Annotated in this window: 18 protein-coding genes; 12 read left to right on the top strand and 6 right to left on the bottom strand. The window is 50.3% G+C overall.

From position 1 onward, the window contains the following. Window positions 1-45: 45 nt before the first annotated feature. Both AACZ40_RS08870 and AACZ40_RS08865 read right to left on the bottom strand, forming a co-directional pair. Complete coding sequence (locus AACZ40_RS08870; protein WP_291171129.1) at window positions 46-1,392, bottom strand: right-handed parallel beta-helix repeat-containing protein; 1,347 nt, start codon at window positions 1,390-1,392, stop codon at window positions 46-48. Between the two features lie 184 nt (window positions 1,393-1,576). Next, on the bottom strand, window positions 1,577-2,752 hold the full coding sequence (locus tag AACZ40_RS08865; RefSeq protein WP_291171127.1) for a sialidase family protein: 1,176 nt from the start codon (window positions 2,750-2,752) through the stop codon (window positions 1,577-1,579). Window positions 2,753-3,535: 783 nt separating this feature from the next. On the opposite strand from AACZ40_RS08865, the gene AACZ40_RS08860 reads away from it, so the two are divergent. The 8 genes from AACZ40_RS08860 to AACZ40_RS08825 all read left to right on the top strand — a co-directional run bounded on the left by AACZ40_RS08860 (window position 3,536) and on the right by AACZ40_RS08825 (window position 14,065). After that, entirely contained in the window at window positions 3,536-4,606 is a 1,071-nt protein-coding gene (locus AACZ40_RS08860; RefSeq protein ID WP_291171125.1) for a DUF1559 domain-containing protein, read from the top strand. A 674-nt stretch (window positions 4,607-5,280) separates the two neighbouring features. Further along, on the top strand, window positions 5,281-6,324 hold the full coding sequence (locus AACZ40_RS08855) for a DUF1559 domain-containing protein (RefSeq protein WP_291171123.1): 1,044 nt from the start codon (window positions 5,281-5,283) through the stop codon (window positions 6,322-6,324). 1,102 nt (window positions 6,325-7,426) lie between these two features. Then, complete coding sequence (locus AACZ40_RS08850; protein ID WP_291171121.1) at window positions 7,427-8,368, top strand: DUF1559 domain-containing protein; 942 nt, start codon at window positions 7,427-7,429, stop codon at window positions 8,366-8,368. A 124-nt stretch (window positions 8,369-8,492) separates the two neighbouring features. Beyond that, window positions 8,493-9,020 (top strand): carboxypeptidase regulatory-like domain-containing protein, encoded by a 528-nt coding sequence (locus tag AACZ40_RS08845; protein WP_291171120.1) that lies wholly within the window; start codon window positions 8,493-8,495, stop codon window positions 9,018-9,020. Between the two features lie 999 nt (window positions 9,021-10,019). Further along, on the top strand, window positions 10,020-10,961 hold the full coding sequence (locus tag AACZ40_RS08840; protein ID WP_291171118.1) for a DUF1559 domain-containing protein: 942 nt from the start codon (window positions 10,020-10,022) through the stop codon (window positions 10,959-10,961). A gap of 118 nt (window positions 10,962-11,079) precedes the next feature. Beyond that, complete coding sequence (locus AACZ40_RS08835) at window positions 11,080-11,601, top strand: carboxypeptidase regulatory-like domain-containing protein (protein WP_291171117.1); 522 nt, start codon at window positions 11,080-11,082, stop codon at window positions 11,599-11,601. Window positions 11,602-11,877: 276 nt separating this feature from the next. Next, window positions 11,878-12,672 (top strand): imidazole glycerol phosphate synthase subunit HisF, encoded by a 795-nt coding sequence (gene hisF / locus AACZ40_RS08830; RefSeq protein ID WP_291171115.1) that lies wholly within the window; start codon window positions 11,878-11,880, stop codon window positions 12,670-12,672. 238 nt (window positions 12,673-12,910) lie between these two features. After that, entirely contained in the window at window positions 12,911-14,065 is a 1,155-nt protein-coding gene (locus tag AACZ40_RS08825) for a PilT/PilU family type 4a pilus ATPase (protein WP_291171113.1), read from the top strand. An 84-nt stretch (window positions 14,066-14,149) separates the two neighbouring features. Here the strand turns inward: AACZ40_RS08825 and AACZ40_RS08820 are convergent, their stop codons facing one another. Then, entirely contained in the window at window positions 14,150-15,079 is a 930-nt protein-coding gene (locus AACZ40_RS08820; protein ID WP_339674080.1) for an SMP-30/gluconolactonase/LRE family protein, read from the bottom strand. A gap of 333 nt (window positions 15,080-15,412) precedes the next feature. Here AACZ40_RS08820 and AACZ40_RS08815 point away from each other — a divergent pair, with 333 nt between their 5' ends. Both AACZ40_RS08815 and AACZ40_RS08810 read left to right on the top strand, forming a co-directional pair. Next, on the top strand, window positions 15,413-18,421 hold the full coding sequence (locus AACZ40_RS08815; RefSeq protein WP_291171110.1) for a PVC-type heme-binding CxxCH protein: 3,009 nt from the start codon (window positions 15,413-15,415) through the stop codon (window positions 18,419-18,421). 136 nt (window positions 18,422-18,557) lie between these two features. Further along, window positions 18,558-19,982 (top strand): class II fumarate hydratase, encoded by a 1,425-nt coding sequence (locus AACZ40_RS08810; RefSeq protein WP_291171108.1) that lies wholly within the window; start codon window positions 18,558-18,560, stop codon window positions 19,980-19,982. A gap of 16 nt (window positions 19,983-19,998) precedes the next feature. Here the strand turns inward: AACZ40_RS08810 and AACZ40_RS08805 are convergent, their stop codons facing one another. Beyond that, window positions 19,999-20,694, bottom strand: a complete 696-nt coding sequence (locus tag AACZ40_RS08805) for a YfcE family phosphodiesterase (RefSeq protein WP_291171106.1) — start codon at window positions 20,692-20,694, stop codon at window positions 19,999-20,001. A 342-nt stretch (window positions 20,695-21,036) separates the two neighbouring features. On the opposite strand from AACZ40_RS08805, the gene AACZ40_RS08800 reads away from it, so the two are divergent. Both AACZ40_RS08800 and rdgB read left to right on the top strand, forming a co-directional pair. Next, window positions 21,037-22,107: a hypothetical protein gene (locus tag AACZ40_RS08800; RefSeq protein WP_291171104.1), complete on the top strand. Its 1,071-nt coding sequence runs from the start codon at window positions 21,037-21,039 to the stop codon at window positions 22,105-22,107. 151 nt (window positions 22,108-22,258) lie between these two features. Beyond that, a complete protein-coding gene (gene rdgB / locus AACZ40_RS08795) occupies window positions 22,259-22,879 on the top strand; it encodes an RdgB/HAM1 family non-canonical purine NTP pyrophosphatase (protein ID WP_291171102.1) in 621 nt (206 codons plus the stop codon). Window positions 22,880-22,906: 27 nt separating this feature from the next. Here the strand turns inward: rdgB and AACZ40_RS08790 are convergent, their stop codons facing one another. Together AACZ40_RS08790 and AACZ40_RS08785 are read right to left on the bottom strand one after the other, a co-directional pair. Beyond that, the gene (locus AACZ40_RS08790) at window positions 22,907-23,569 is read right to left on the bottom strand and encodes a CvpA family protein (RefSeq protein ID WP_291171100.1); all 663 of its coding nucleotides are present in this window, start codon (window positions 23,567-23,569) and stop codon (window positions 22,907-22,909) included. 61 nt (window positions 23,570-23,630) lie between these two features. Further along, complete coding sequence (locus AACZ40_RS08785) at window positions 23,631-25,454, bottom strand: GspE/PulE family protein (protein ID WP_291171098.1); 1,824 nt, start codon at window positions 25,452-25,454, stop codon at window positions 23,631-23,633. Window positions 25,455-25,831: the final 377 nt, after the last annotated feature.

Raw genomic sequence — 25,831 nt, 5'->3', positions numbered from 1 at the left:
GCAAGCTCCAGGCACACTCTCCGATTCCATCCGGGATCAGAGAGCTCAGGCCGTCGGTCGCTGATCGTCAACCGATTTCATAAACCCCTGAATCTGATTCTCGGCCAGTTTGATCGTGCCGGCATCGGGTCCAATACGGATCCCGGTGCGCTGCTCGGGCTGGCGTTCTTCGCTGATGATGTTACCGGTGATTGTCAGATCGGATGTTTTGCCGGTAATATCAATGGCGACACCGTCCGCGGCTCCGCTGTTGATAATCTGATTCTTGACGACCGTATTGCGATTGGCCCAGAAGTTTTTCCCGCGGGCATCATTGCGGAACAGAATGCCGACCTGGTTGCTGTCGCGGATGATATTTTCTCGCATCACATTATCGGTATCGTTATGGCCGATCGAAATACTGATGTCGTTGCCTTTCAGCTGGTTTTTCTCAGCCAGGCCATATTTCACACCCCAGCACCAGAACAGACCGATGTGGTTATTCTCGAAGCGACTGTTCACAATCAAAGGTCGCTGGGATCCGGATCCCGGATGAACGCCCAGGTCGGCATTGTCATGGCTGTGGCAGTTCTCGACCTTCACATCGTGACAGATCTGAAAGCTGATGCCGTCCCCGTTATAATTTCGCGTGGTGACGTTCCGAATCGTGTAACGATTGCAGTCCTGCAGAAAGATACAGCCACCATAGTTGCCATTCAGATTGGTATTGTTTTCTCGATTCCCGTCCAAGGTCAGATTTTCGATCAGGACATTTTTTGTATATTCGCTGGTTAATAACGGAAACAGCGATGACACGGTGGGCCTTCCGGAGAGCCATACATTCTTGCGGAGTCCCTCGTTCAATTTGAATCGATTTCCCGAGCGTGCGACCAGCGTGCGTTTAATCACATCCTGGCTGCCGGTACTCGGATTCTTTACAACCAGAACCACCCCGTCACCTACCTGAAATCCCGACGACTTCTCCAGCGTAATTTCCTGATCGTACCAGTCAGAATCTTCAGAGAGCGCCACCGTTTCTGAGGCCCCTTTTGTGATGATCGTTTCCGGGCCGCTTCCCTGCAGTCGAATCTCCGCAGGCAGATGCAAGGCATTTCGCAGCGTAAAGGTTCCCGGCAGCAGTCGGACCGTGCCTCCCCCTTTGGCAGCGATGTAGTCGATGGCCGCCTGCAGTGCTTTGTCACCCGTCCCGATAATGTCTCCAGATTTCGGACCAACGGAAATCGAAAGACGTTCTTTCCAGTCGGGTTCGAACCGGGAATCGCCGTCAGTCGCCCGGGGATCTTTCACAGTCGGCAGACCCGCATGGACCAGCGGGCTCAGCGAGAGCATCCCCAGTCCGCTACCAACAGCAGTACCTAAAAACCGACGACGGGACAGGGACAATGGATTCATCAGTTGACTCCGGTAAAATGATCCGAGGCAGGAATGTGAGGAGGATTTTTAAGTTTCTTGTTTATCAGTTTCCCTGATTCATTCCGCGAATTCAAGCACGATCTCAGAGATCAATCCGATCGGTTCTTTTTCTGGTACGATCGGCTTTATTCCTGATAAAAGAGGACACAATTCCGTGCCTCACCTACTTTCCATAAATGGCAGAGAGTGGGACGAATGTGATTTGTGACTCCGCCAGTCCGTTATTTTTCGTGCGATCCCCGGCACAATGCCCCAGCAAAACACCGTCTTTGGTGAATTCTATCGCCGTGTAACAGTACCAGCCATTCGGATTGGTTTCGATATTCTGAGCCTGCTGCCAGGTCTTGCCTTCGTCCCGGGAAATGGCCAGTGATAAGGGTGTCCGCTTGCCGCGCAACGTTGCGTCGATCCCCTCGTGATTATTCCAGACCAGCAGCAGATCACCGGTCGACGGAATGCGTTCAATGGATGCGGGTGAAACAGGCGAGATGATGTTTGACGGTTTCAGTTCAGAAAATGTCTGGCCGCCATCTTTTGAAAATGCAACATACTGACTGCCTCCGTTCGTTCGGCAGAAACCCATCAGGGTTCCGTCTTTCAGTTCGACCAGACCGGGCTCCTGCATGTAAGGCTGTTTGGCACCCGGTTGCGTCTGGACAACCACATCCTTTCCCCGCTGCCACGTTTTTCCCTGATCGTCAGAGTAGTAGCAGAGAAATTTCGCATTCGGGTTAAAACGATCTGAGCCCGGAAGATTCTGATGCAGCGCCAGCGGAACCACAATACGACCATTTTTCAACTGCACGACGCGATCATTATTCAGCACATAGTACCCGACTTCGTTTTGCGGAATGATCTCAACCGGCTCACTCCAGCTGGCACCTTCATCAGCGCTGATACGCATGACCGGCAGCAGATCATGGAGCGAATTTTTTCGGGCATAAAACAGAGCAATCCGTCCGTCCTGCAGACGCAGCAGCGAAACCGACATGATGTTCTGCTTGCCATCATTTTCAATGATGGTCTCATCTTCCTGCGTCCAGGTTTTGCCTCCATCGGATGAGTAGCGGCCAGCCAGGTAAGCGGAAGAGTGATCTGCAGCGCCTTCTGTGAAATGAGTATAGACAAACAAAATGCGTCCATCCTTCAAAGTAATGAAGTCCCCTTCACTGTTGCGGGGATTATTCTCGCTCGCAGGCAGTCGCAGGACACGTTGAACGGTTCCCGATTCCGCCGAGGCTGATTTTTCACTTTCGTCCGCCAGCCCAACAGGAATTTGGAACAGACCAGCAATCAGAGCGACACACACAACAGGCTGACACAGACGATGTATTTTCATTTCAGATCCTCGTTATTGTTCGAGCGTTGAGCATCAAACGTGTCCAGCAGGGGAAACACCTGCAAAACTTCCAGACACTCACCAGCCAATGATTTATTTTTCTACAAAGACAGATACTCTAAAGACAGATACTCTGATTGGACAACAGCGCAGGTCCATCATCAAGCTCGCGTCCACAATTATTAAAACGTTCTTTAGAAATGTTTCGCCGCTGTATAGAAGCATAGCGACAATTGCAATCACCGAGGAACCATTTTTGGTTAAACTGGAAAGTGATTCGCATTCTCTTTTCACCTAAAAAAGTACCATGAGGCAGGGCAACACAGAAACTCAAATTAAGTTTCGCAAATCCCAAATATTTTCGAAGAATTTCTTTTCTCATAAACTTGCTATATCTTTATAGATATAGCCATCCCTTAAATTATCAGTTGGAATATTCGATAAATGCAAATAGAAACATGTTGACAATTTCATTCCCTGGTTTTTAATAGTTATTATCTTTTCAGAAAAATCGAGCAGGCACTCGCCAAAAAACGATACGCATTGTTCTATCTATTCAGATAGTTTTTTTGTTATATGCGAATTTCTTATTTCTTATCTGTAAATTTCTAATTTAGTCGCTCTTTACAGCTAACTGAAATTTAACTGTGCTCAGATTCTTCTGTGACTCGTTGCACGTTCAGGGTTTATGTGCATTGCTGTTTTCAATTCGCTTGAAGGCCGGATAAGAGTGAGAAATGATCATCATTTCTTTTATTTCTCTTTGTACAACCGGAGGTGGAGATGAAACGGCTCTCTTCAAATCGAGGATTCACGCTGATCGAACTTCTCGTCGTTATCGCAATTATTGCAATCTTAATAGCCTTGCTGTTACCTGCTGTCCAACAGGCCCGCGAAGCTGCCCGCAGATCCACCTGTAAGAACAATCTGAAACAAATAGGACTGGCACTTCACAATTATCATGAAACTCATCGCGTCTTTCCCATGGGAGCAAATCAGATTGGCAGTGGTGACTTTCGAGACGTCTCTCCTGAACCAACGCTCGCCTTGAACCATACGGGATGGTTGATGTTACTCCCATTCCTGGATCAGGCGCCGCTCTATAATCGGCTGGATTTAAACATCGCGACCAATGGACATTATGGTGCCCCTTCGAGTTCCGCTTCCAATTCTATCACAGGGGTCGTAGGTGGGTGGCCCAATGCTAATACTTCATTGGTACAAACGAAACTACCTGTAATGATTTGCCCCTCCGACGAAGGTGAAGACATTGAAGTTCGATCAGATGTCGAGAATTATATTGCAAATCATGCCCGCGCTAATTATTTATTTTGTGCCGGTGGACATGGTAACGGATGGAGTGGTGGGAGGCTCTGGACAATCTATAAAACCAGTGCCAGTAACCTGGCAGATGGCCGGACCGGAATCCGATACCGAGGCATGTTCGGCTATAATGGCGCAGCTAAAATCAGGGATATTAAAGACGGCACCAGTGTAACGATTGCCGTTTGTGAGGGTGCCATCGGTGGCCGCACCAGTGATGCTTATACGCCCATCTGGGGAGGCTATCGTCGCTATGGCACATTCGCGGTGAACCACCCGAACATTGATGCGAATCACATCAACAATGCCCGCTACCACATCAATGGCCCGGTTCATGTACCAGGTATGACGGGCGCTGGTACCACAGCAGACAACAGACATCATGTGGGTGTTGCCTCCAGTGTGCACGAAGGGGGAATTCATGTTTTAATGGGAGATGGATCAACTCGTTTCTTAAGCGAGAATATGGACAAGAACACGTATGCCCTGTTGACTCGCATCAATGACGGCCAGGTTCTCGGCGAGTATTAAAGCCTGTAAGTAAGACTTGATTTGACATGAGTTCTACAGGTAACACAGATCCTGAACTCTTGTAAAATAAGGAGTTAATTGTGAAACTGCTTCATAAATTACTGCCGCTCTTTCTGATTCTGTCTTTGCTTATTTCGATTTCAGGATGTGCCGGAAACTCAGTGGGATCTACGCCTGATGATGAAGTCCCTGTCGAAACCGGAGACGAGGAATCGCTGGCTCTTCCACCAGAGTAAGTTGATTCGACGTTTTGGCTAACGACTTTATTTTAACCACTGCTATCACAACCTCTTTGATCGGCTGTTCCGACTCCGGGACAGCCGATTTTCTATTTGCCTGGCGCTACTGGATAGAACCAGTCACATTTCTCATTTCCCCTTACTAAATCTTCCTAATATTCAATTTCTCATATTTTCTATTTTTAATTGATTTCTTACGAAACAAATATATAGACTTGGGGGTTCCTAATAAACATATCAACTTTTGGCGGTACATTCTTGATACCTGTAATTCATACAGTCCATTGATCCAGTATTGTCTGCATATCAAAAAAATGGGATCACTAAAACAGTCACGTTGCTTCAGTCTCTAGATGAAACAGTTACTCCTTGAGTTTTAAATATTCGTTATATTTTAAATTCTAACTTTTCTCCTATTTGTGAAAGAGACGTCACATGAACCGAAAGCGTTCACAGAAACTTGGCTTTACACTAATTGAATTGCTGGTGGTGATTGCCATCATTGCCATTCTGATCGCCCTTTTATTGCCTGCAGTACAACAGGCGCGGGAAGCTGCCAGAAGATCCACCTGTAAAAACAACCTGAAACAGATTGGCCTGGCACTTCACAACTACCATGAAGCACATCGTATTTTCCCTCTTGGATCAAACAATGCAGGAAGCACAGTACTGCCTGCGAGCGTGACGCTGGCATTGAATCACACAGGCTGGCTCATGTTACTGCCCTATATGGATCAGGCGCCGCTCTACAATCAGTTTAACCTCAATATCGCCACGAACGGTCATTTTCGCGGCCTGTTTACAGATGTTGTGGGAGGCTGGCCAAACGCCAACAGCGCACTGGTCCAGACGAAAATCCCCATCCTGCTTTGCCCCTCGGATGAAGGTGAAGACATTGAAGTCAGAACCGATGCCGATGGGTTTATCGCGAACCATGCCAGAGCAAATTATCTGTTCTGCGCAGGCGGTCATGGAAATGGCTGGGTAGACGGAAATATCTATTCTGCCTACAAAGACAGTACCAGTAATCTGGCGGATGGACGCACAGGGATTCGCTATCGTGGCATGTTTGGCCATAATGGTGCTGCTAAAATCAAAGACGTGAAAGATGGACTCAGTGCCACAATCGCAGTTTGCGAAGGAGCGATTTCAGGCAGATCTGACGATGCATACTCACCGATCTGGGCCGGCTATAGACGACATGGAACGTTTGCGGTCAACCATCCGAATATCGACGCCAACCATATCAACAACGCGCGTTATCACATCAATGGCCCCATTCAGGTTGTGGGAATGACAGGCGCTGGTACTACTGCAGACAGCAGATTTTACGTCAATGTAGCATCTAGTGTTCACGAAGGCGGCATCCATGTTCTGATGGGAGATGGATCGGTTCGCTTTCTCACTGAGAATATGGACAAAAACACGTATGCATTATTGACACGCATCAATGATGGTCAGGTTCTGGGTGAATATTAATTCGATCTCACTTTCTATTTAATAACAGAGCTCTGTCAGAATATTTTCAAGGGTTTTTCGCGTAATCCATATTACATGTAAGGAGATCATTGTGAGCAAGTTTCACAAATGCTTATTCATCTTCTTCTGCCTGCCACTGCTATCCCTGACTCAGGGATGTTCGGGAAATTCTGAAACGGCAGAAGATCAAAGTAAACCTCCTGCCCAGGTGGGAGACGAAAGCTCTCTGGCACTTCCTCCGTAATACTCGCGGCTGGAACAGAAAACAGAATCTCCTGTCTCCATTTTATTCCCAAGATTCAGACAGGAGAGTTCTCTCCTGGCAGCCATACCGCCGTGTGCATGATTTACTCCACGGCGGTTATTTTTTTAACACTGCAGATCCCCCGCTTTATCAATAAGGCATACGAATTCAGATTGAAATTCTTCGTGCGGCGAGCCACTGGGCTCATCTGGGTTGCGCTGGCTTCCCAATTGTATCCCGTTTTTCAGTTCGATTTAAATTCCGGGTCGATAGATAAGTATTACTTTCCGATAGAAGCACGGGCAACGATTGCTGTGACAGAGAAACGATTTTATATTCATATTTGAAAGTGATTTCCCTCCTTTTTTCACTCCTACAGAACATCGTGGCGATCAACAACACGCTGGCTCGAATGAAGTTTCGCGAATTCTATATTTTTCCGAAGAATTTCTTCTCTCATAAACTCAGGGTGTCGCTGCAGATATGATATTTTATTCATTTTTGAGCTGAAATAATCGATAAATACAAATAGAAACATGTTGACAAATTAATTATCTGGCTTTTAATGAGACATGTCTTTTCCAACAACTCTGACAGGCATTCGCCATAAAACTGTGAGACTTAATCTACCGATTCTGGTAGTTAATTTTGTCGTTATAACTTTCAAATTTCTTACTCTTATCTGAACTAACACAAGTCGCTCTTTACAGCTAACTGAAATTTGACTGTGCGCAGATTTTACGTCAACACCTTATTTAGTTTTGTGCGCAATACCGTTTTCGAATCGCTGAAAGGCCAGATGAGAGTGGGAAAGGCCTATCATTTCTCATATAGCTCTAACTAATGCCGGAGGTGAAGATGAAACGACTCACACCAAAACGGGGTTTCACCCTGATTGAACTCCTGGTCGTGATTGCGATCATCGCGATTCTGATTGCTCTTCTGTTACCCGCTGTGCAGCAGGCGCGTGAAGCAGCCCGCAGAAGTACCTGTAAGAACAATCTGAAACAGATTGGTCTGGCGTTGCACAACTACCATGAAACGCATCGAACGTTCCCCCAGATGCACGTGGAAAGCTTAAGGAAAGTTGATCATGATATTCCCACAGAAAGCTATCTCTCCTGGAGTGTCATGATATTGCCTTTCATGGACCAGGCACCTCTTTATAACAAGATTAACATGAACGCCCCCTGGCGTGATGCATCAAAAACGGTACTCCAGCCAGCGCTCGTTAAGACCATCATTCCGCCGTTCAACTGTCCTTCCGATCCCATGGAAGGGATCAACAAGAATATCGGTTCCTGGGGTAAATTGAATTACCCGGCTATCTACTCTCCCTGTAACATTAAACCTGGCAACACAACCGGTTCCTGTTATTCCGGGCCATTCAACAATCATACTCCCACACGCTTACGGGATTTTACCGATGGCCCCAGTAATGTAATCATGGTTGGGGAACGAACGACAGAAGACCGTGGTTCGGGAGCAATCTGGATCGGTTCCGAGTTACGTAACAATGGAAATGCAGGAAATTATGGCAACTGGCCCTGGTGCAATGCGATTGTGCGAACCTATCAGAGTGCAGCAGCGACTCCCGATCCATCCACAATCTACCTGATCAATGGCATCAACAACAATGATGGTCTGAGGTATGCCTGGTCGCTCAGTAGTTCTCATGCAGGTGGTTGCCACTTCGTCATGGGAGACGGGAGTGTCCGCTTCATCAGCGAAAATATCGATGGTGACACACTGGTTTACCTGGCTGCCATCAATGATAAAAATGTCATTGGCGAATTCTAATCGCTTTTTGAAACGAACTTTGTTTTTCCGCTTTCACTATATTTCTGGTATAACCGAAATCTCTAATCTCTGAAGATCAACAGAAAACTACTTCTTCAAGCAACCCCGGTCGTAGAGAAATACGATGCGTTACATATCCAGAATGCCATGGACTTATTTCCTGGTTACGTTAACAGCCTGCAGCCTGGGATGCTCTGAAGGAGATAAAGTTGAACTAGGCAGTGTCTCGGGAGTGGTCACCATGGATGGCGAGCCACTCGCAGATGCCATTATTGTTTTTGTACCTGAGAAGGGAAATCCTTCTTCTGGCAGAACCGACGAAGAGGGGAACTACGATCTCGTTTATCTGGGAAATTCCAGAGGAGCGATTGTAGGCAACCATACGATTAAGATCACTACACGGGAATCAAACGAACTGGACGAAGAAATGGACAGTGATACTGATCTGTCCAATGTAAAAATGTCAGATACGACTGATATTGATACTCCCCCTCCCGAATCGGATGGTGATGTCACCCAGAGATCAGTCGTTACTTCAACACAGAAAGGAAAATATGAACCGATCCCTGCCAGATATAATTCGCAGACAGAACTGACCAAAAACGTCTCGGCAGGAGAAAATACAATCGATTTTGAGCTGAATTCAGAGTAGCCAAAGCTGATCCTGTATCAGAAGCGGGACGTCTCAATAAGCGTAGTGAATTACCTGAATCTGTGTAAACCGTCGCTTTGATACAGTAGAACTTTAATTCTCAGAAAATCGCGAAACGACTTCACTTCATCCAGCCTGCAGCCTCAGGTTCCGCCTGTGATGCTGTAGCAAGGCAGGGTACGCTCAAGGTAGTGGACCTGCGGACCTGAAGTTCAGTTGAAGCACAACTGCTCTCGGATGATGAACTGCACCTCGAAAATTGGATGCGATGTTGGGTGCACCATTAAAGATGGTTCAGACGCGCAATTTTCTGCGATCAGGGTCCGGCCTCATTCCGCGATGCGCATCGCGGATACCACAAAATCGATTTACTCATTATTCTTCCGCACTGAAGTCCCATTTGAGTTTCACCTCTCAAGTGTCCGCTCTTTATAGCTCAACCATCAGGGCTCGCTTCCCTTGAAGTTACTTCCAAGTGCCAAATGGTTAACCGCAAAAACCCTTGGTGTCATTTTATTTGCGCGGAAATTTTCTCAGAGTTTTTCAACCGCATCCATTTGTGTTGAGTAATCCACATGAGATCCACTAAAGCAATCGATTCCATTTAAATATGCCCACCTTTCTTTTTCTAAACGAAACTTATTTGTGATAAATATTTGTTCCTTCATAGAATTTGTTTGACATTTTAATTTTTTGTTTCTTACAATCAGACAGTAATTCACTACAGTTCTTTCCCGGCTTTCGCCAATACGCTTATTGTGTTCATCAAACTGCAAATTCTGGCAGTTTTTACCTGGTTAAATATCGTTTTCGCGCTCTAGTTATCAAATTAGGTATCCGGCATCCCCAAGCTTTGTCCTTTTGGATATGAAATTTTCTAAATCGCTTAATATCGTGATGCAACTACCTCTGCTTTCAATCTAAATTGAAAACTGAAACGAGAGTTCGAGAGAGTAATTTATTCCTTTCTCTTAATTTCTTTCTATGCTGGAGGTAAAGATGAAACGACTCACATCAAAACGGGGCTTCACCCTGATTGAGCTTCTGGTTGTGATTGCGATCATCGCGATTTTGATTGCACTGCTGTTACCCGCTGTTCAACAGGCACGTGAAGCAGCTCGCAGGAGTACCTGCAAAAACAACCTGAAGCAGATTGGTCTGGCTTTACACAACTACCACGAAACACATCGTTCATTTCCACAAATGCAGGTCGAGACACTCCGGAATACAACTTACGATCCTGATACGGACAGTTACCTCGCCTGGAGTGTGATGATTCTCCCCTTTATGGATCAGGCTTCACTTTATAATCAGATCAATATGAATGCTCCCTGGCGAGCCAATTACACGGGAAATCCTCCACAGCTGGCTCTCGTTAAAACCATCCTGCCAGCATTCATCTGCCCTTCTGACCCCATGGAAGGAATCAACACCAACATTGGTTCTTTTGGCAAGTCAAACTATCCCGCGATTTATTCGCCGTGTAATGTTAAACCTGGTGCAACCACAGGTACCTGTTATACTGGGCCCTTTAACAACAACTCGGTAAACCGAATCCGTGACTTTACCGATGGCGTCAGCAATGTAATTATGGTGGGCGAAAGAACCACAGAAGGAATCCCGGCAGGGGGTGTCTGGATTGGGGCATCTAATACTACTGGCACTTCTGGTAATATTGCAAACTGGCCTTACCATTCTGCGATTGTTAGAACCTATCAGGGTTCAGCAACGGCTCCCGATTTTTCCACGATCTATCTCATTAATGGTATCAACAATACGACGGGTACCAAGTATGAATGGACACTGAGTAGCTCTCATACGGGAGGTTGTCATTTTCTTTTCGGCGATGGTCGGATCCAATTTATCAGCGAAAATGTCAATGGAGATACTCTGGTGTATCTCGCAGGCATCAATGACAAAAACGTCCTGGGCGAGTATTAAAGCAGCACTGTAAAACCTGCCATTTTCCGGTTTCACCCCCTGGTGAAACCGGAATCTTTAACTTCGTGACAGCCCGCCAGAATCGAACCTTATGTAATCAGGCCTAATGAGGAGAAATATGTATTTTATTAAAAGTATGACAGCGAAGTTCCTGCTGGTATCTGTTTCTGTCTTTTGTGTGGGATGTTCTGGCGGCGATTCGGTGGATCTTGGAACGGTCACTGGAGTCGTCACGATGGATGGCACACCTCTGCCTGATGCAATCGTGGTCTTTGTCCCGGAAAAAGGGAATCCCTCGACAGGGCGAACCGATGACAGTGGTAAGTATGAACTCTCCTATCCGGGCGACTCTAAAGGCGCCCTGGTAGGCAGTCACACAGTAAAGATCACCACGGGTAAGCCACTTGATGAAACCATCAGCGGCGATGCCGATCTGGCCAATGTAGATATGTCAGATACCACCGATATTGATACTCCCCCCGTGGAATCAGATGGAGATGTGACTCAAAGAAGGCCACGCCCTAAGCCCAAAAAAGGGGATGAAGACCCTATCCCCGCAAAATATAATTCGAAAACAGAATTGAAGGCAGATGTCACCGGGGGTGACAATACGATTAACTTTGATCTGAAATCAACATAATCAACGTCCTGGCTGTCTCACGGTGGCTAACTATCTGACTGTTACGTTCGCTTTTGAGGCGATCTCATCCGCTCGATTTCATTCGCAGTCTCAATTATGGGGCTGCGTTTTTTGCCTGTACACATCGGTCTGCTCGCCCCTCAGAATTCCGCCTCGGCAGACTGTTCAATCCATTACCCATCGATTAATCTTTTAAACAGATTAAATATCACAATATTTCCATCCCTGCCAGGCGATTCACATTCGCTTCCCACTACAGAACCAAGGCTCTCATTCATGCTGGCAAAACGAATCATACCCTGCCTCGATGTCCATGCAGGTCGGGTGGTTAAAGGGGTCAACTTTGTCAATCTTCAGGACGCAGGAGATCCGGTCGAAGTCGCCGCCCGTTATGAGGAACAGGGTGCTGACGAACTCGTCTTTCTGGACATCACCGCCAGCCATGAAGAACGTGAGATTATTCTCGATATTGTCCGCCGGACCTCGGAAGTTATTTTCATGCCACTGACGGTAGGCGGCGGAATTCGCACCCTCGATGATATCCGCGCACTGCTCAAAGCCGGTTGTGACAAAGTCTCCATCAACTCTTCCGCCGTCAAAAATCCGGATCTGATCCGTGAAGCCGCTCTGAGATTTGGCAGCCAGTGTATTGTCGTTAATATTGATCCCAAACGGGTCCAGAAAGATGGCAAAGAATTCTGGGAAGTCCACGTGAACGGCGGGCGGGTTCCCACGGGTCTGGAAGCCATCGAATGGGCACAGGAAGTGGAAGACCTGGGAGCCGGAGAAATCGTACTGACATCCATGGATGCCGACGGAACCAAGGACGGCTACGATTTGCCGATGACCCGCGCCGTCGCCGAAGCCGTCACCATTCCCGTGGTCGCCAGCGGAGGAGCGGGCTGCCCTGAACACTTATATCAGATTCTGACTGAAGGCAAAGCCAGCGCGGCACTGGCTGCCAGCATTTTTCACTACGGGACCCATCCTGTTGATGAAACGAAACACTACCTGGCGGAACGGGGAATTCCGATCCGCTTCAAAAGCGAAGTCAGCCTGGATCGGGTGTAACCGGTAACCGGAACAGGTCTACCCGTTTCTGCGGGAGAGCAACAAATTTACCGGTAACGCGGGAATTGAAGCTTGCATGTTCCTTCAGAGTCCTCAAAATAGTAATAGCGGCCTCAGGAGGCCGTGGTGAGGATGAGGTGTCAGATCTCTTCGTCTCAATTCAGATCAGCAATTCCTGTCAAGTCCGCTGCTCGCTCTTGCAGCAGAATACAGCGTTAGAAATAAGTGGAGTTTGTTTATGGCGACAACAGTTCCTGCGACCCCCAAAGACGTCAATCCCATCACGGGGCGCGTTGAAAACGAAATTGATAAAGTCTTCCGTCAGCTGATCAAGCATGGCGGCTCCGACTTGCACATGCAGGTCGGCAAAGCACCGATCCTGCGTGTCAAAGGAACGCTGCGGGAACTGCAGATGGAACCGATCGACCGGGACCAGATGATGGCACTCTTCATGCCGATGATGGATGAACGTAACCAGAAAATCTTCCACGAAGAAGGGGGAGCTGACTTTTCGTATGTGGTTGAACACGAAGGCGAACCCTGGCGTTTCCGTGTGAACCTGTTTATCCAGCTCGGTTTTCCCGGCATGGTCTCCCGTAAAATCGAACGCTCGATCCCCAACTTCGATGGCTTGTATCTGCCTCCCGTGATGGAGTCTTTATGTAAGTTCGACCAGGGCATGGTACTGCTGGCCGGCGTGACGGGTAGTGGTAAAAGTACCACGATCGCCTCCATGTTGAACTGGGTGAATGACCATTACCGCAAACACATTCTGACGATTGAAGACCCGATCGAATTCGTCTACACACAGAACAAGTGTCTGATCAATCAGCGCGAGGTCGGCATCGATGTGAAAGACTTCGAAATCGCGATGAAGCACGCCGTGCGTCAGGACCCCGACATCATGCTGGTGGGCGAAATGCGTGACATGGAAACCTTCTCGACCGCGATCCATGCTGCGGAAACGGGGCACCTTGTGTTTGGAACCATTCACGCTTCCAACGCGCCCAGTTGTATCGGACGTATTCTCGACCTGTTCCCCCAGGATATGCATAAAGCGCTGCGAGGCAGTCTGGCATTCAACATGCGGGCGATCGTCGCGCAGAAACTGCTCAAGACCATTGTCGATAAACCGGGGCGAGTTCCCATCGTCGAAATCATGACGTTCAACCCGACCGTCCGTAAACTGGTACTGGAAGAACATGATGAAAAACTATCCGCCGCCATCCGCATCGGTAAAGATGAAGGCATGCAGCAGTTCAACGACAGCCTGAAAGGATTCATCGATCGTGAATTCATCAGCCGTGCCGACGCGTTCGAAATTTCACCGAACGTCGAAGAACTGAAGATGGTTCTCAAAGGGATCGACGTCAAAGGGGCCGCGATTCTGTAAGTTCGCTTGTTCCGATTTCAATCAAAACAGGCGCTGTCGCATCGGGACAGCGCCTGTTTTTTCATGGACATTTCCGATCACAGTTTAGCGAAACTGTCCCCCTTTCACCTTCATCTGCAGGCTGTAGACTTTGTTGGCACAGGTGAAATACAGTGTCTTCCCTTCCGTACCTCCAAAGGTCACATTCGAGCAGAACTCCGGAACTGGGATCAACCCCAGTGACTTACCCTCAGGACTGGCCACCCAGACGCCACCCCGTCCGGAAAGATACAGGTTGCCTTCCGCATCAATGCTCATGCCGTCAGGAGAATCTTGGCGTGAGGTCTCCGGATCAAAAAACAGCATCCCTTCCCCGACCGTCCCGTCTGCCAGGATCGGAAAACTGCGCCACAGCTTTTCATGGCTGTCCCCCACATACAGGGTCTTCCCGTCATTCGAAGCGATCACGCCATTGGGAACCGGCATACTGGTGATGATTTTTTTCCCTTCGCCTGCCGTTGTTTTCACATACACGGCACTGGTTTTGCGGTTCTTGAAATCGGGGTCGGTAAAATAGATATTGCCATTCGGCGTCTGACAGACATCGTTCGGCTGGTTCCATTTCGGGTTCTCTGCAATCACAATCGTGTCAGCGGGTCCGGACTCGCCGAAAGCGTAACTCATGACATGCTGACCATAGGCCTGTGCCCCCAGCATCCGCCCCTCCAGCGACAGCCATGTCCCGTTGATTCCTTTAGTATGATCCAGCCAGACACTTGCTTTCCCCCGTTCCTCCAGGCGCAAAATCTTCGTGTCTTTATCCACGAACGAAGTGAAATACAACTGCTTGCCCACCGGGTCCCAGATGGGGCCTTCGAAAAATGCTTTCGCAGCATACTCTTCCTGCAACTTCGCGTTCTCGGCCACGGTTGCAGGCCGTGGGTGAGTTTCGGCCGCTTTCTGTTGAGCCCATCCCATCTGAACAGTGAGTAATATACTCAATACGACGGTCATCAGCGTGATTCGTTGTAACATATGTATCCGGTCCTGAAAGAAACGATTTAACAAAAACCACAAATTGCCATTAAGGAATTGGCCATCATTTATCGTAAGAAAACACAGGAGTCCTTTACCACGTCAGATCACTCGAAAACCAGCAGAACTGGGAAGATAATGGCACGGGCGACAGAGAAACCGGCCTGCATTCTTGATCGGTTACTTGATTTTGGCAGACGCTCCCTTCAGACTGGTTAACAGATTCTCAACGAGATTGATCCCGCCGCGGGAGAGCTTTCCTGCGGGTCAGAATCTGCATCCCGCCCCGATCTGATTTAGACTCACTGCATGATCCAACAAGAAAGATTCAGAATGATGAACCATCGCCTGTTCATGCTGCTGGCTGTCACACCTGTCCTGTGGCCTCTGTTTTCGTCAGCTCAGGCCGCTCCCCCGGTGCCGCCACCCAATAATACGGGAGGCGAATTTTTCAGCCCGGCGGACTCACTCAAGCAATTCACCGTTCCCGATGATCTTAAGATCGAACAGGTACTCGCCGAGCCCCAGGTCCGGCAGCCCATCTTTCAAAACTTTGATGAACGCGGTCGTATGTGGGTCATCAACTACCTGCAATACCCCTATCCCGAAGGATTGAAAATCCTCAGTAAAGATAAACACCATCGCGCCGTCTACGACAAAATCCCCCTGCCTCCGCCACACCATGAACAGGGGGCCGACAAAATCACCATCCATGAAGACACCAACGGCGATGGAAAATACGATAAGCATAAAACGTTCGTGGACGGTTTGAATATTGCTTCTTCATTTGTCAAAGGCCGAGGCGGCGTCTGGGTGTTGAACCCGCCCTATCTGTTATTTTATCCCGATCACGATAACGATGATGTTCCCGACGGCGATCCCGTCGTGCACCTCGAAGGCTTCGGCCTGGAAGACACGCACTCCGTCGTCAACAGTCTCCGCTGGGGACCCGATGGCTGGCTCTATTCGTCACAGGGAAGTACTGTTTCCGGGAAAGTGAAAAAGCCCGGGCAGAAAGACAAGGAAGCCATTCAGACACTCGGCCAGTTGATCTGGCGTTATCACCCCGAGAAACAGATCTATGAAGTTTTTGCCGAGGGGGGCGGAAATGCATTCGGCGTGGAGTTCGATGACAAAGGACGCCTCTACTCCGGACACAACGGAGGCAACACGCGGGGCTTCCATTACACTCAAGGCAGCTACTACCAGAAGGGTTTCGGCAAACACGGACCTCTGTCCAATCCGTATGCCTTCGGTTATTTCCAGGCCATGAAGAACGCCAAAGTACCGCGATTCACTCACAACTTCATTATCTATGAAGCCGAAACGCTCCCCAAAAAATACTGGGGACACCTGTTCGGAATCGAACCGCTGCAGGGACGCGTGGTCGAAAGTGAAATCACCGCCGACGGATCCTCTTATCAGACCGAAGACCTGCAACGTCCGGTCGCCACCACAGATAAACGCTTCCGGCCCGTCGATATTAAACTCGGCCCGGATGGCGCGATTTATTTCTGTGACATGTACGAACATCAGATTGCCCATGGCCAGCATTATTCCGGCCAGGTGGAAAAGGATGATGGCCGCATCTATCGACTCACCGCCAAAGATGCCAGCCCACTAACTCCTTTCGATCTCGGCAAGAAGTCATCACAGGAACTGATCGCCGTGCTGGACCATCCCAACAAATGGTTTCGTCAGCAGGCACTCCGCCTGTTTGGTGATCGCAAAGACGCCAGCGTCATCCCGGCACTCAAACAGAAACTGTTCTCATCTGACGGTCAGTCTGCCCTGGAAGCACTCTGGGCGTTGAACCTGAGTGGCGGTTTTGACGAAGGTGTCGCACAGAAATCACTGCAGCATTCCGACCCACACGTCAGGGCCTGGACTATTCGGCTGCTCTGTGATGACCAGCGTGTCTCCCCGGAAATCGGCCAGCAACTGATTGCATTAGCTTTGACCGAGCCGCACGTGCAGGTTCGCAGTCAGCTCGCCAGTTCCTCCAAACGACTGCCTGCAGAACCCGGTCTGCCGATCGCCTTTAATCTGTTGAGCCGCTCCGAAGACCTGGACGACGTGCATATCCCGCTGATCCTCTGGTGGTCTCTGGAAAAACGGGTTGCTGAGAACAGGAAGGAACTGCTCGCGTATTTTGAAAAACCAGAAGTCTGGCAGTATCCGCTTGTGGAGAAATACATCCTCGAGCGCATCATGCGACGATTCGCATCAACCGGTTCGCGGAATGACTTACTGGTCTGTGCCCGCCTGCTGGAACTTGCTCCCGAAAAATCGCATGCCGAAATCCTGATGTCAGGTTTTGAGACTGCCATGAAAGGTCGCTCGCAAACCAGTTTCCCTAAAGAACTGATCGCGGCCATGTCTAAATACGGCGGACAGTCTCTGTCGCTGGGTCTGCGGCAGGGTGATCAGGAGGCCGTTGAAAAAGCGCTGAAGATCGTCGCCGACTCCAAAGCCGATAACCAGAAACGCCTCGACCTGATTCAGATTCTCGGCGAAGTCAAAGTCCCGCAGTCGGTCCCCCTGCTGTTGAAGATTATTCAGAATTCCAGTGACCTGCAGATGCAGATCGCCGCGATCAGCGCCCTGCAGCAATATCCGGATGAATCGATCGGCAAAGTAGTCAGTTCACAATATCCCAACATGTCCGACGATCTCCGCAGTGCCGCCCAGACCCTGGTTTCCATCCGCAAACCCTGGGCTCTCGAATTCCTGCAGGCCATCGATGCGGGTAAAATCAATAAAGACACCGTGCCCGTAGAAACAGCCCGCAAAATGACGGTCTACAGCGATGAAGGCATCACCGCTCTCATCGCGAAACACTTCGGTTCCATCGCCGGAGCCACCACCGAACAGATGCAGCAGCAGATCGCCGCGCAACAGAAAATGCTCTCGGCAGCAACAGAAGAACCCGATCGCTACGCCGGGGAAAAGCTGTTCCAGAAGAACTGTGGTAAATGCCATAAGCTGTTCGGCGACGGAGGAGAAATCGGCCCTGATCTGACGGCATTCAAACGCGATGACGTGGGTCGCATGCTGGTGAATATCATCAACCCTTCCAACGAAATCCGCGAAGGTTTTGAAACTTACCTGATCGTCACTGAAGACGGGCGAACCGTGAACGGCTTCCTTGCGGATCAGGATAATAATGTGATCGTCATCCGCAGCGCCGACGGCCAGAGCATTACCGTGGAACGCGAGAATATTGACGAAATGCTGCCACAGAAGAAATCGCTGATGCCCGAGGGACTGCTCGATAAGCTTTCTGAGAAAGAAGTCCGGGACCTGTTCAGCTACCTCCGCAGCTCTCAGCCTCTCCCTTAACATTTTCCCGCCCGAACCGGGCGGCGATTGAGAAAACAGGATAACTTGCTAGAATTGAAGCCGGCCTGCCCACTGAGGGAGGTCGGCTCTTTTTACATTCACAATAGACAACTTTAAATGAGACGGGAAACAGACCATGTCGGGGTTTCGAACCGAACGTGATTCGATGGGTGAAGTACAGGTTCCAGCAGAAGCGTACTACGGTGCACAGACGCAACGGGCCGTTGAGAATTTTCAGATCTCCGGCAATACCCTGCCTCCCAGCCTGATTCATGCCATGGGTCAGGTCAAGCTGGCCGCAGCCCATGCAAACCGTGACATCGGAAAACTTTCGGGCAGTGGAAAAAATCCGCTGAATGATGAGCAGATCAAAGCACTGATCGATGCTGCCACCGAAGTCGCCGATGGAAAATTCGACGATCAGTTTCCGATCGACGTTTACCAGACCGGCTCCGGGACTTCGAGCAACATGAACGTGAATGAAGTCATCAGTAACCGGGCGATTGAAATTCTGGGACAGGACCGCTTTGCTCCCGAGAAGTCCGTCCACCCCAACGACCATGTGAATATGGGACAGAGCACCAACGACACCTTCCCGACTGCCATCCATGTTGCCGTCGCCTCCAGCATTCATAATCAGTTGATTCCCGGCCTCGAAAAGCTGACAGCCAGCCTGGCGCAGAAAGCCAAAGACTGGGATCAGATCATTAAGATCGGCCGCACGCACCTCGCCGATGCCACACCACTCCGCCTGGGACAGGAATTTGGTGGGTTCGCCCGCCAGCTCGAACTCAGTGTGGAACGTGCTTACCAGGCAGCGGCTGCCGTTTATGAGTTACCCGTGGGAGGCACCGCCGTCGGTTCCGGCATCAATACTCATCCGGAATTCGGTCATCGCGTGAGTGTGGAACTCGCAAAGCTCACCGGCATCTCATTCGTCGAAGCAGCCGATCACTTTGAAGCCAATGCGCAGCGGGACGGGCTGGTGGAATGCCATGCGATCTTAAAAACCATCGCCACTACACTGTTTAATGTTTCCAACAACATCCGCTGGCTCGGCTCGGGCCCCCGTTGTGGATTTTACGAAGTCAAAATTCCCGACCTGCAGCCCGGCAGTTCCATTATGCCCGGCAAAGTGAATCCAGTCATGTGCGAAAGCATGATGCAGGCCACCACCCGGGTCATCGGCAACGATCAGACCATTACCATGTCCGGGGCCGCCGGAGGACAGTTCCAGCTGAATATCATGATGCCCGTCATGGGATTCACCGCCCTGGAAAGCATTCACCTGCTGGCCAATTCCTGCAATGAATTCGAGAAGCTCTGCCTGGAAAACATGGAAGCCAACGAAGAAGCCTGTAACGCGGCCGTCGAAAACAGTCTCTCCATGGTCACCAGTCTGAACCCGTATATCGGCTATGAAAAAGCTTCGGCGTTAGCGAAAGAAGCATTCAAGTCAGGCAAGACGATTCGAGAACTCTGCACCGAACAGGAAATCCTGCCGGCGGAGACACTCAAAGAAGCCCTCGATCCAATGAGCATGACCGAACCGCATGCGTAACTGTCGAGTTGGATCATTAAGAAGTCATTCGGCCGTTAAGGAGCACACTGGAGGCCATCTCCAGTGCTTCTCCTGACAGGCCTGCTGCTTCGATCTGGCGGATAGCGGCCTGAATATCATACTCCTGACGTTTCATTGTGACTTTGCCGTCTTCAATGATCGCGTAGGAGATCCGCGGATCGCCATCCCGGGGCTGACCGACACTGCCGGGATTAATCACCTGCTTGTCCCCCAGGTCCAGGTGAAACGGAATGTGAGTATGCCCCACACAGATAAAGTTCGCATTGATGCCCTGCAGGCGGGCTGTCCAGGCGGCTTCATTATCACCCAGGTACTCATCCAGCGGATCGCGAGGCGTGCCATGCACCAGATAGAACGTGACTCCCTCAATGGTAATCTGCTGTGAAATCGGCAAGCGTGCCAGGTATTTCATTCTGACACGATCCAGCAGCTCCCAATGCAACGGTCGTGTCACACATGCCAGCCTGCGAAAGCCGGTTGAGCCTTTCGCTTCCACTCTTTGCGCGACGGCATGATCATGGTTCCCGCGCACACAGGCGGTAGCATGCTCTTTGACCCATTCAATGCAAGGCAGCGGATCGGTTCCGTAATCCACCAGATCCCCGACGCACAGACAATAATCGAACTCTTCCTGAATCGAAGAGAGTGCCACCCAGTTGGAATGAATATCTGAAACTACAAGCACACGCATTGACCATCATCCGGAATCAACAAAGTCGTTATCTTATTATTATACAATTACTTAGATTATAGATAACTCCACCGCACTTGGGAATTGATTTCTCTCAGTCACCGCAGCGCCAGATCCTTTTTCCCGGCTCCTGTCCCTCAAAACGGACAGCAAAAATCAGCTCTGGACTCATTTTTGCAGAACTGCTAGACTCCCGCCGCATGTCTGAGGCAACTCAACATCACCACGACCCCAGTCTAAACTTGAGACGACTGTTTCCCTTCAGGATGAAGCCGGAAATCAAGTCTCAATCATTCCATTTAATTCCATCCGGTTCGGACGCTGTTCAGAAGGGATACTGATATGCGGACCATGCAACTGCTTAAACAATGTCTGATTATTACCATCGCCATCACGGTCTGCGCGACCAGTTTTCTGCCTGTCGCAGAAGCCCGCATTGAAGCCGTCAAAGGTAAGAAATACAAGCTGACCAAACGGCATGGACCGTGGATGATCATGGTCGCCGGTCTAAGCGACATTCCCGAAAGCAGGCGATCCAAAGGTTTAAGCGCCCAGGAAGCCGCCGATGAAATGGTCTATGAACTCCGCAAACGCGGCATTCCTGCCTACACCTTCAGCCAGGAATCGGTCATTCAGCGTTTCAACACACTCGACCGTCTGGGTCGGGAAGAACGCCGCAGCTATGCCGCCCAGCGCGCCATGATTTCCGTCATCGCGGGTAACTATCCCGACAGTGAAGACGAAGTCGCACAGAAGACACTCCAGTTTATCAAGCACTTCAAACCCGAAGTCATTACCGAAAATGGCGTCTACAAACAGACTCCCGGCCAGCCCGGACCCTTGAGTGGTGCCTTCCTCACGATCAACCCGTTGCTCTCACCACAGGAAGTCGCCAAGCGAAAACAGGATCCGCTCATCGCCAAACTGAATTCCGGAGTGGAATACTCGCTGCTGAATAACAAAGGCAAATTCTCCCTGGTCATCGCTTCTTTCTATGGAAATTCCGTCACGGAAACAGCCACTTCACGATTTGCCAATGCTTCGGAATCTGAAACGGTCAGTAACAGCCTGGATAAAGCCGCACAAAATGCCTGGCTCTTAACCAAGGCGTTGCGTGAAGCGAAAAAACATGGCTTCCCTGCCGGTAATGCGACTGACATTGATGCCTACGTACTGCATGAAAAATATCGTTCGATCGTCACTGTCGGGTCTTTCGATTCTCCCCAGGACCCCCGCATCGAAGCCTATGCCAAACTGTTTGGCTCAAAAATGAGACCGCACCCGGAAACCGGTGTGGAAGCCATGACGTCCGAATACTTCATCATTCCCGGCGCATCAGCAGGCGCGCCCCCCCTGGCATCCTGGGTCTTCGATCCTAAACCAAATCTGATGCAGGTCCCCCGCGCAAAGTAAACGCTTCGGGAACCCGTCATTCAATCATAGCAGCAGCCTTCCCTCCAGTAATCAGGCCTGATAAAGTGCCTCTACCCGGGAAGGCTTTTTTTTGCGCCGCGCTTTCCCCCGTTTGTCGCCTTTGATTGATGTCTCTATTGAAAACAGATCCATGTCTCACTATCCGCTCATCGTACTCGCCAGTCGAAATCAGAAAAAGGCCGGTGAAATTTCTGAACTCCTGGCCCCGCATGGCATTCAGGTTCAAAGCGTGGCTGATTTCCCGCAGGCCGAAGAAGTCGTCGAAGACGGCAATACCTTCGGCGAGAACGCTGCCAAAAAAGCTTCGCAGACCGCGCGGACGCTTTCTCACTGGACCATTGGTGAAGACAGCGGGCTGATGATCGATGCCCTCGATGGCGCACCGGGAATCTATTCTGCACGCTTCAGCGGCGAAGATGCCACCGACGAAAAGAACAACCAGAAGATGCTGCAGGAACTGAGTGGCGTTCCCCTGGAAAAACGAACCGCCGCTTATATCTGCAACGTCGCTTTAGCCGATCCCACCGGAGAAATCTGCCTGCAGGTCGAAGCCCGCTGCCGGGGTCGCATGACCGAAGCTGCCCGCGGACAGAACGGGTTCGGCTACGATCCCTATTTCGAAATCATCGAGCTGCATAAAACGTTCGGCGAGCTGGCACCCATCGTCAAACAGCACCTCAGTCATCGTGCGCGGGCGTTTGAACGTTTCATTCCGCAGCTGGTGCGACTGTTTCAAAATCAGCAGAGTTAAATCATCCGGTCTTCCCGGCAACCCGGCTCAGAATGAACGGTCTGCTTTGTCTCCCGACGCCGGTTTCGCCGCGGCTCCCATGGCGCCCCCCTGCCCGCGGCGTGTCGCATAGCGAATCGGAAACGAAGGCCAGATCTGGTTTTCCTGCTGGGGAAACGAGTATTCCGGCCCGTCAAACAGATGCCCGAACGTTCCTTTACGCATCGATTTTTCCGAAACATACTGTGTGAAACCCAGCCATTCCCGATCGGGAGCAACCATCCCCAGAAGGTTCTTACGCTCGGGAGTGAACCCGGCAAACTCGCGCGGCAGGGGTGCCGTATGCAGTGCCGTCAGCAGAAATGCCATCGCAATATAACCCGTCATCACGGCAAAGCCCCAGCGGGACACTTCGTGAACCAGCGGATGCACCTGCATGTAGGCGGGCGCAATGCGAACCGTGAGCTCTCGAAACAGAAAGATGAAACCCACAAACAGACCGACCAGCGCAATGATGTCCCACCGCTGCTGCCAGGCATAGGAATTCGTGATATTATTTGACAGAAACGTCGCCAGAGGTTCAAAAAAGTTCATCGCCAGCAGACCTGCCAGCAGGACGGAGACGAAGATAAAACCGGCGCCCCAGGCGCCTTCGCTGGCAACACACCAGGTTACAATCCCCACAATGGCCAGCAGTAAGATGTCGATCATGTTTGCAGTCCAGAATATCTATATTCGCTAACAGGTATAATAAAAATAAAGCCGACGTTAATTATTTCACAACACGCAGCAGTTCATCGATGGAAGTGACCCCCTTGACGACCAGCCTCAAACCCTCTTCCTTCATATACAACATGCCGTTCTTCCGGGCCTGCGCTTTCAACTGAGAAATATTGGCCGTATCGCGAATCATATCCCGCATCCGCTCGTTAAAATCGAGCAGCTCAACCACACTGATTCGCCCCATATATCCCAGGCCGCCACAGGTCGGGCAGACCCCTTCCGGATTTTTCGGCTGTCGATAAAAGGACTTCACTTTATCGGGAGGCAGATTGGCCTTCTTCAAAAACTCCGGATTCGGCTGGTACTCTTCTTTACAGTCCGGGCACAGCCGCCGCGCCAGTCGCTGTGCCAGTAATGCCGACAAAGAACTGGCCAGCATGAACGGCTCCACTTCCAGGTCAATCAGTCGATACAGTGCCGTAAACGTGTCATTCGCGTGAACCGTCGAAAACACCATGTGACCGGTATTTGCTGCCTGGCAGGCAATCCGCGCGGTTTCCGCATCTCGAATTTCCCCGATCATCACCACATCCGGGTCCTGACGCAGAATACTTCGCAGCGATTCCGCAAACGTCTGGCCCGCTTTCTGGTTGATCTCAATCTGCGAGACGTTATCAATCCGGTATTCAACCGGGTCTTCAATCGTAATAATGTTTCGCTGGTAAGGATCGATCTCATGCAAGGCGGCAAACAGGGTCGTCGATTTACCCGCACCGGTCGGACCACAGCATAAAAACAGGCCATGCGGCTGTTTGACGATGCCCTTCAGCTTGTCAACCAGTTGCTTGCGGATTCCCAGCTCGGCCAGTGAGGCAATCGAGTTCGTCTGGTCCAGAATACGCAAACTCATCTTTTCACCATACCGGGTTCCCTGGCTGGCCAGACGAAAGTCGATCTCACGGTCAGGCATGATCGCCCGGAAACTACCGTCCTGGGGACGCCGTTTCTCGGTAATGTCCATCGCACCCAGCACCTTGAAGATGTTCAACACCGCCTCGCCGACACCCCGGTCAAAGCCTTCCGTGGGATACATCACCCCGTCAATACGTAAACGCACACCATACTCATCTTCTTTCGGCTCCAGATGCACGTCCGTCGCCCGACGCATGATCGCATCGTGAATCAGTTCCTTAGCCGCCAGAAAACCACGTGAGTTTTCCACCCGTCGCGAACTGGTCGGGTCATCCCCACGACCGGTAGAGGACTTGCCCACAAACCGGATATCAGGACCCACTGCCGACTGCTGAGTTTTGGTACCACCCACGCGAATCCCCATCTGCGCCAGATATCGCAGGGTCATATTCCGAATATGACTGGGTGTCATCACGCGGCTGGAAGCAGGTACCTTCCCGTTTCGCTCATGAATATAAAAGCCCAGGGGACCCCCATAGGCCAAAGCCAGAACCACAAACCCGAAGGCAAAACTCGGCATACAGAACACGAGCAGAAAACCCAGTCCGCCGATGACCAGGATCAGCGAACTCCAGAACTCCGTATTACACTTCAGGCTTCGGCTGTCATCATCCACCCAGTACGAAGTCTTCGCCCACAGCAGAAACAGCAACACCACCGGAATGAACTTCCACAGGCTGAAATAAAAGCCCTGCGTACCCACAAACCGGGGATCATTTCCCCGAAAGAACGGAACCGGTAACGGCGGGTATTCACCCCGTGCGGCAGACATGGAGGTCGAAGGACGCGCGGCCTGACCCTGGTTGTCGTTGCTACCATCCGTTTCCGATTGTGCAGGCAGTTCCGCCGAACAGAGCACCACACACAGAAAGATGAACAGATAGGCCCAGATAGATTTCACGCTGTTGTTCCTCAAATTTTGGGCTGATAATCAAATCAGGTCCACCCGGATTCGGGCTTAGATCACTATAAAATGAGATATTACAAGGGGTTGAATTTAATCAATATCTGCCTCGGAAGAAACGGCATTCTCGGGAATTCTCCCGCAGAACACCCTTTTCCCCTGTGGTTTATACGAACTGTGCCATTTGTGGGGGCTCGAATATTTTTCCGGCTCTAACAATACAAGTATATACTACACATCTTAACGGTAAGTCCCCCGAAAGGGAAAGTGTAAATTCGGCACACAACGGGGGGAATCAGAAAGTCATACTGAGCAGATTGCACTTGACCCCGCCGCGCCGCTGGCGATAAGCGCTGTTTTGGGTCGCGCGCGTG

Origin of the sequence: uncultured Gimesia sp. (assembly GCF_963972345.1) — a bacterium.
Lineage (GTDB): Bacteria > Planctomycetota > Planctomycetia > Planctomycetales > Planctomycetaceae > Gimesia.
The sequence above is the reverse complement of the archived record's forward strand: the minus strand, read 5'-3'. Positions and strand labels throughout refer to the sequence as shown.

Bases quoted from the DNA above. Each gene is read 5' to 3' on its own strand.
- AACZ40_RS08850 (WP_291171121.1), top strand. From the start codon at position 7,427: ATGAAACGACTCACACCAAAACGGGGTTTCACCCTGATTGAACTCCTG.
- AACZ40_RS08825 (WP_291171113.1), top strand. From the start codon at position 12,911: ATGGCGACAACAGTTCCTGCGACCCCCAAAGACGTCAATCCCATCACG.
- rdgB (WP_291171102.1), top strand. From the start codon at position 22,259: ATGTCTCACTATCCGCTCATCGTACTCGCCAGTCGAAATCAGAAAAAG.
- AACZ40_RS08855 (WP_291171123.1), top strand. From the start codon at position 5,281: ATGAACCGAAAGCGTTCACAGAAACTTGGCTTTACACTAATTGAATTG.
- AACZ40_RS08805 (WP_291171106.1), bottom strand. From the start codon at position 20,694: ATGCGTGTGCTTGTAGTTTCAGATATTCATTCCAACTGGGTGGCACTC.
- AACZ40_RS08860 (WP_291171125.1), top strand. From the start codon at position 3,536: ATGAAACGGCTCTCTTCAAATCGAGGATTCACGCTGATCGAACTTCTC.
- hisF (WP_291171115.1), top strand. From the start codon at position 11,878: ATGCTGGCAAAACGAATCATACCCTGCCTCGATGTCCATGCAGGTCGG.
- AACZ40_RS08845 (WP_291171120.1), top strand. From the start codon at position 8,493: ATGCGTTACATATCCAGAATGCCATGGACTTATTTCCTGGTTACGTTA.
- AACZ40_RS08815 (WP_291171110.1), top strand. From the start codon at position 15,413: ATGATGAACCATCGCCTGTTCATGCTGCTGGCTGTCACACCTGTCCTG.
- AACZ40_RS08870 (WP_291171129.1), bottom strand. From the start codon at position 1,392: ATGAATCCATTGTCCCTGTCCCGTCGTCGGTTTTTAGGTACTGCTGTT.
- AACZ40_RS08835 (WP_291171117.1), top strand. From the start codon at position 11,080: ATGTATTTTATTAAAAGTATGACAGCGAAGTTCCTGCTGGTATCTGTT.
- AACZ40_RS08865 (WP_291171127.1), bottom strand. From the start codon at position 2,752: ATGAAAATACATCGTCTGTGTCAGCCTGTTGTGTGTGTCGCTCTGATT.
- AACZ40_RS08800 (WP_291171104.1), top strand. From the start codon at position 21,037: ATGCGGACCATGCAACTGCTTAAACAATGTCTGATTATTACCATCGCC.
- AACZ40_RS08790 (WP_291171100.1), bottom strand. From the start codon at position 23,569: ATGATCGACATCTTACTGCTGGCCATTGTGGGGATTGTAACCTGGTGT.
- AACZ40_RS08810 (WP_291171108.1), top strand. From the start codon at position 18,558: ATGTCGGGGTTTCGAACCGAACGTGATTCGATGGGTGAAGTACAGGTT.
- AACZ40_RS08820 (WP_339674080.1), bottom strand. From the start codon at position 15,079: ATGTTACAACGAATCACGCTGATGACCGTCGTATTGAGTATATTACTC.
- AACZ40_RS08840 (WP_291171118.1), top strand. From the start codon at position 10,020: ATGAAACGACTCACATCAAAACGGGGCTTCACCCTGATTGAGCTTCTG.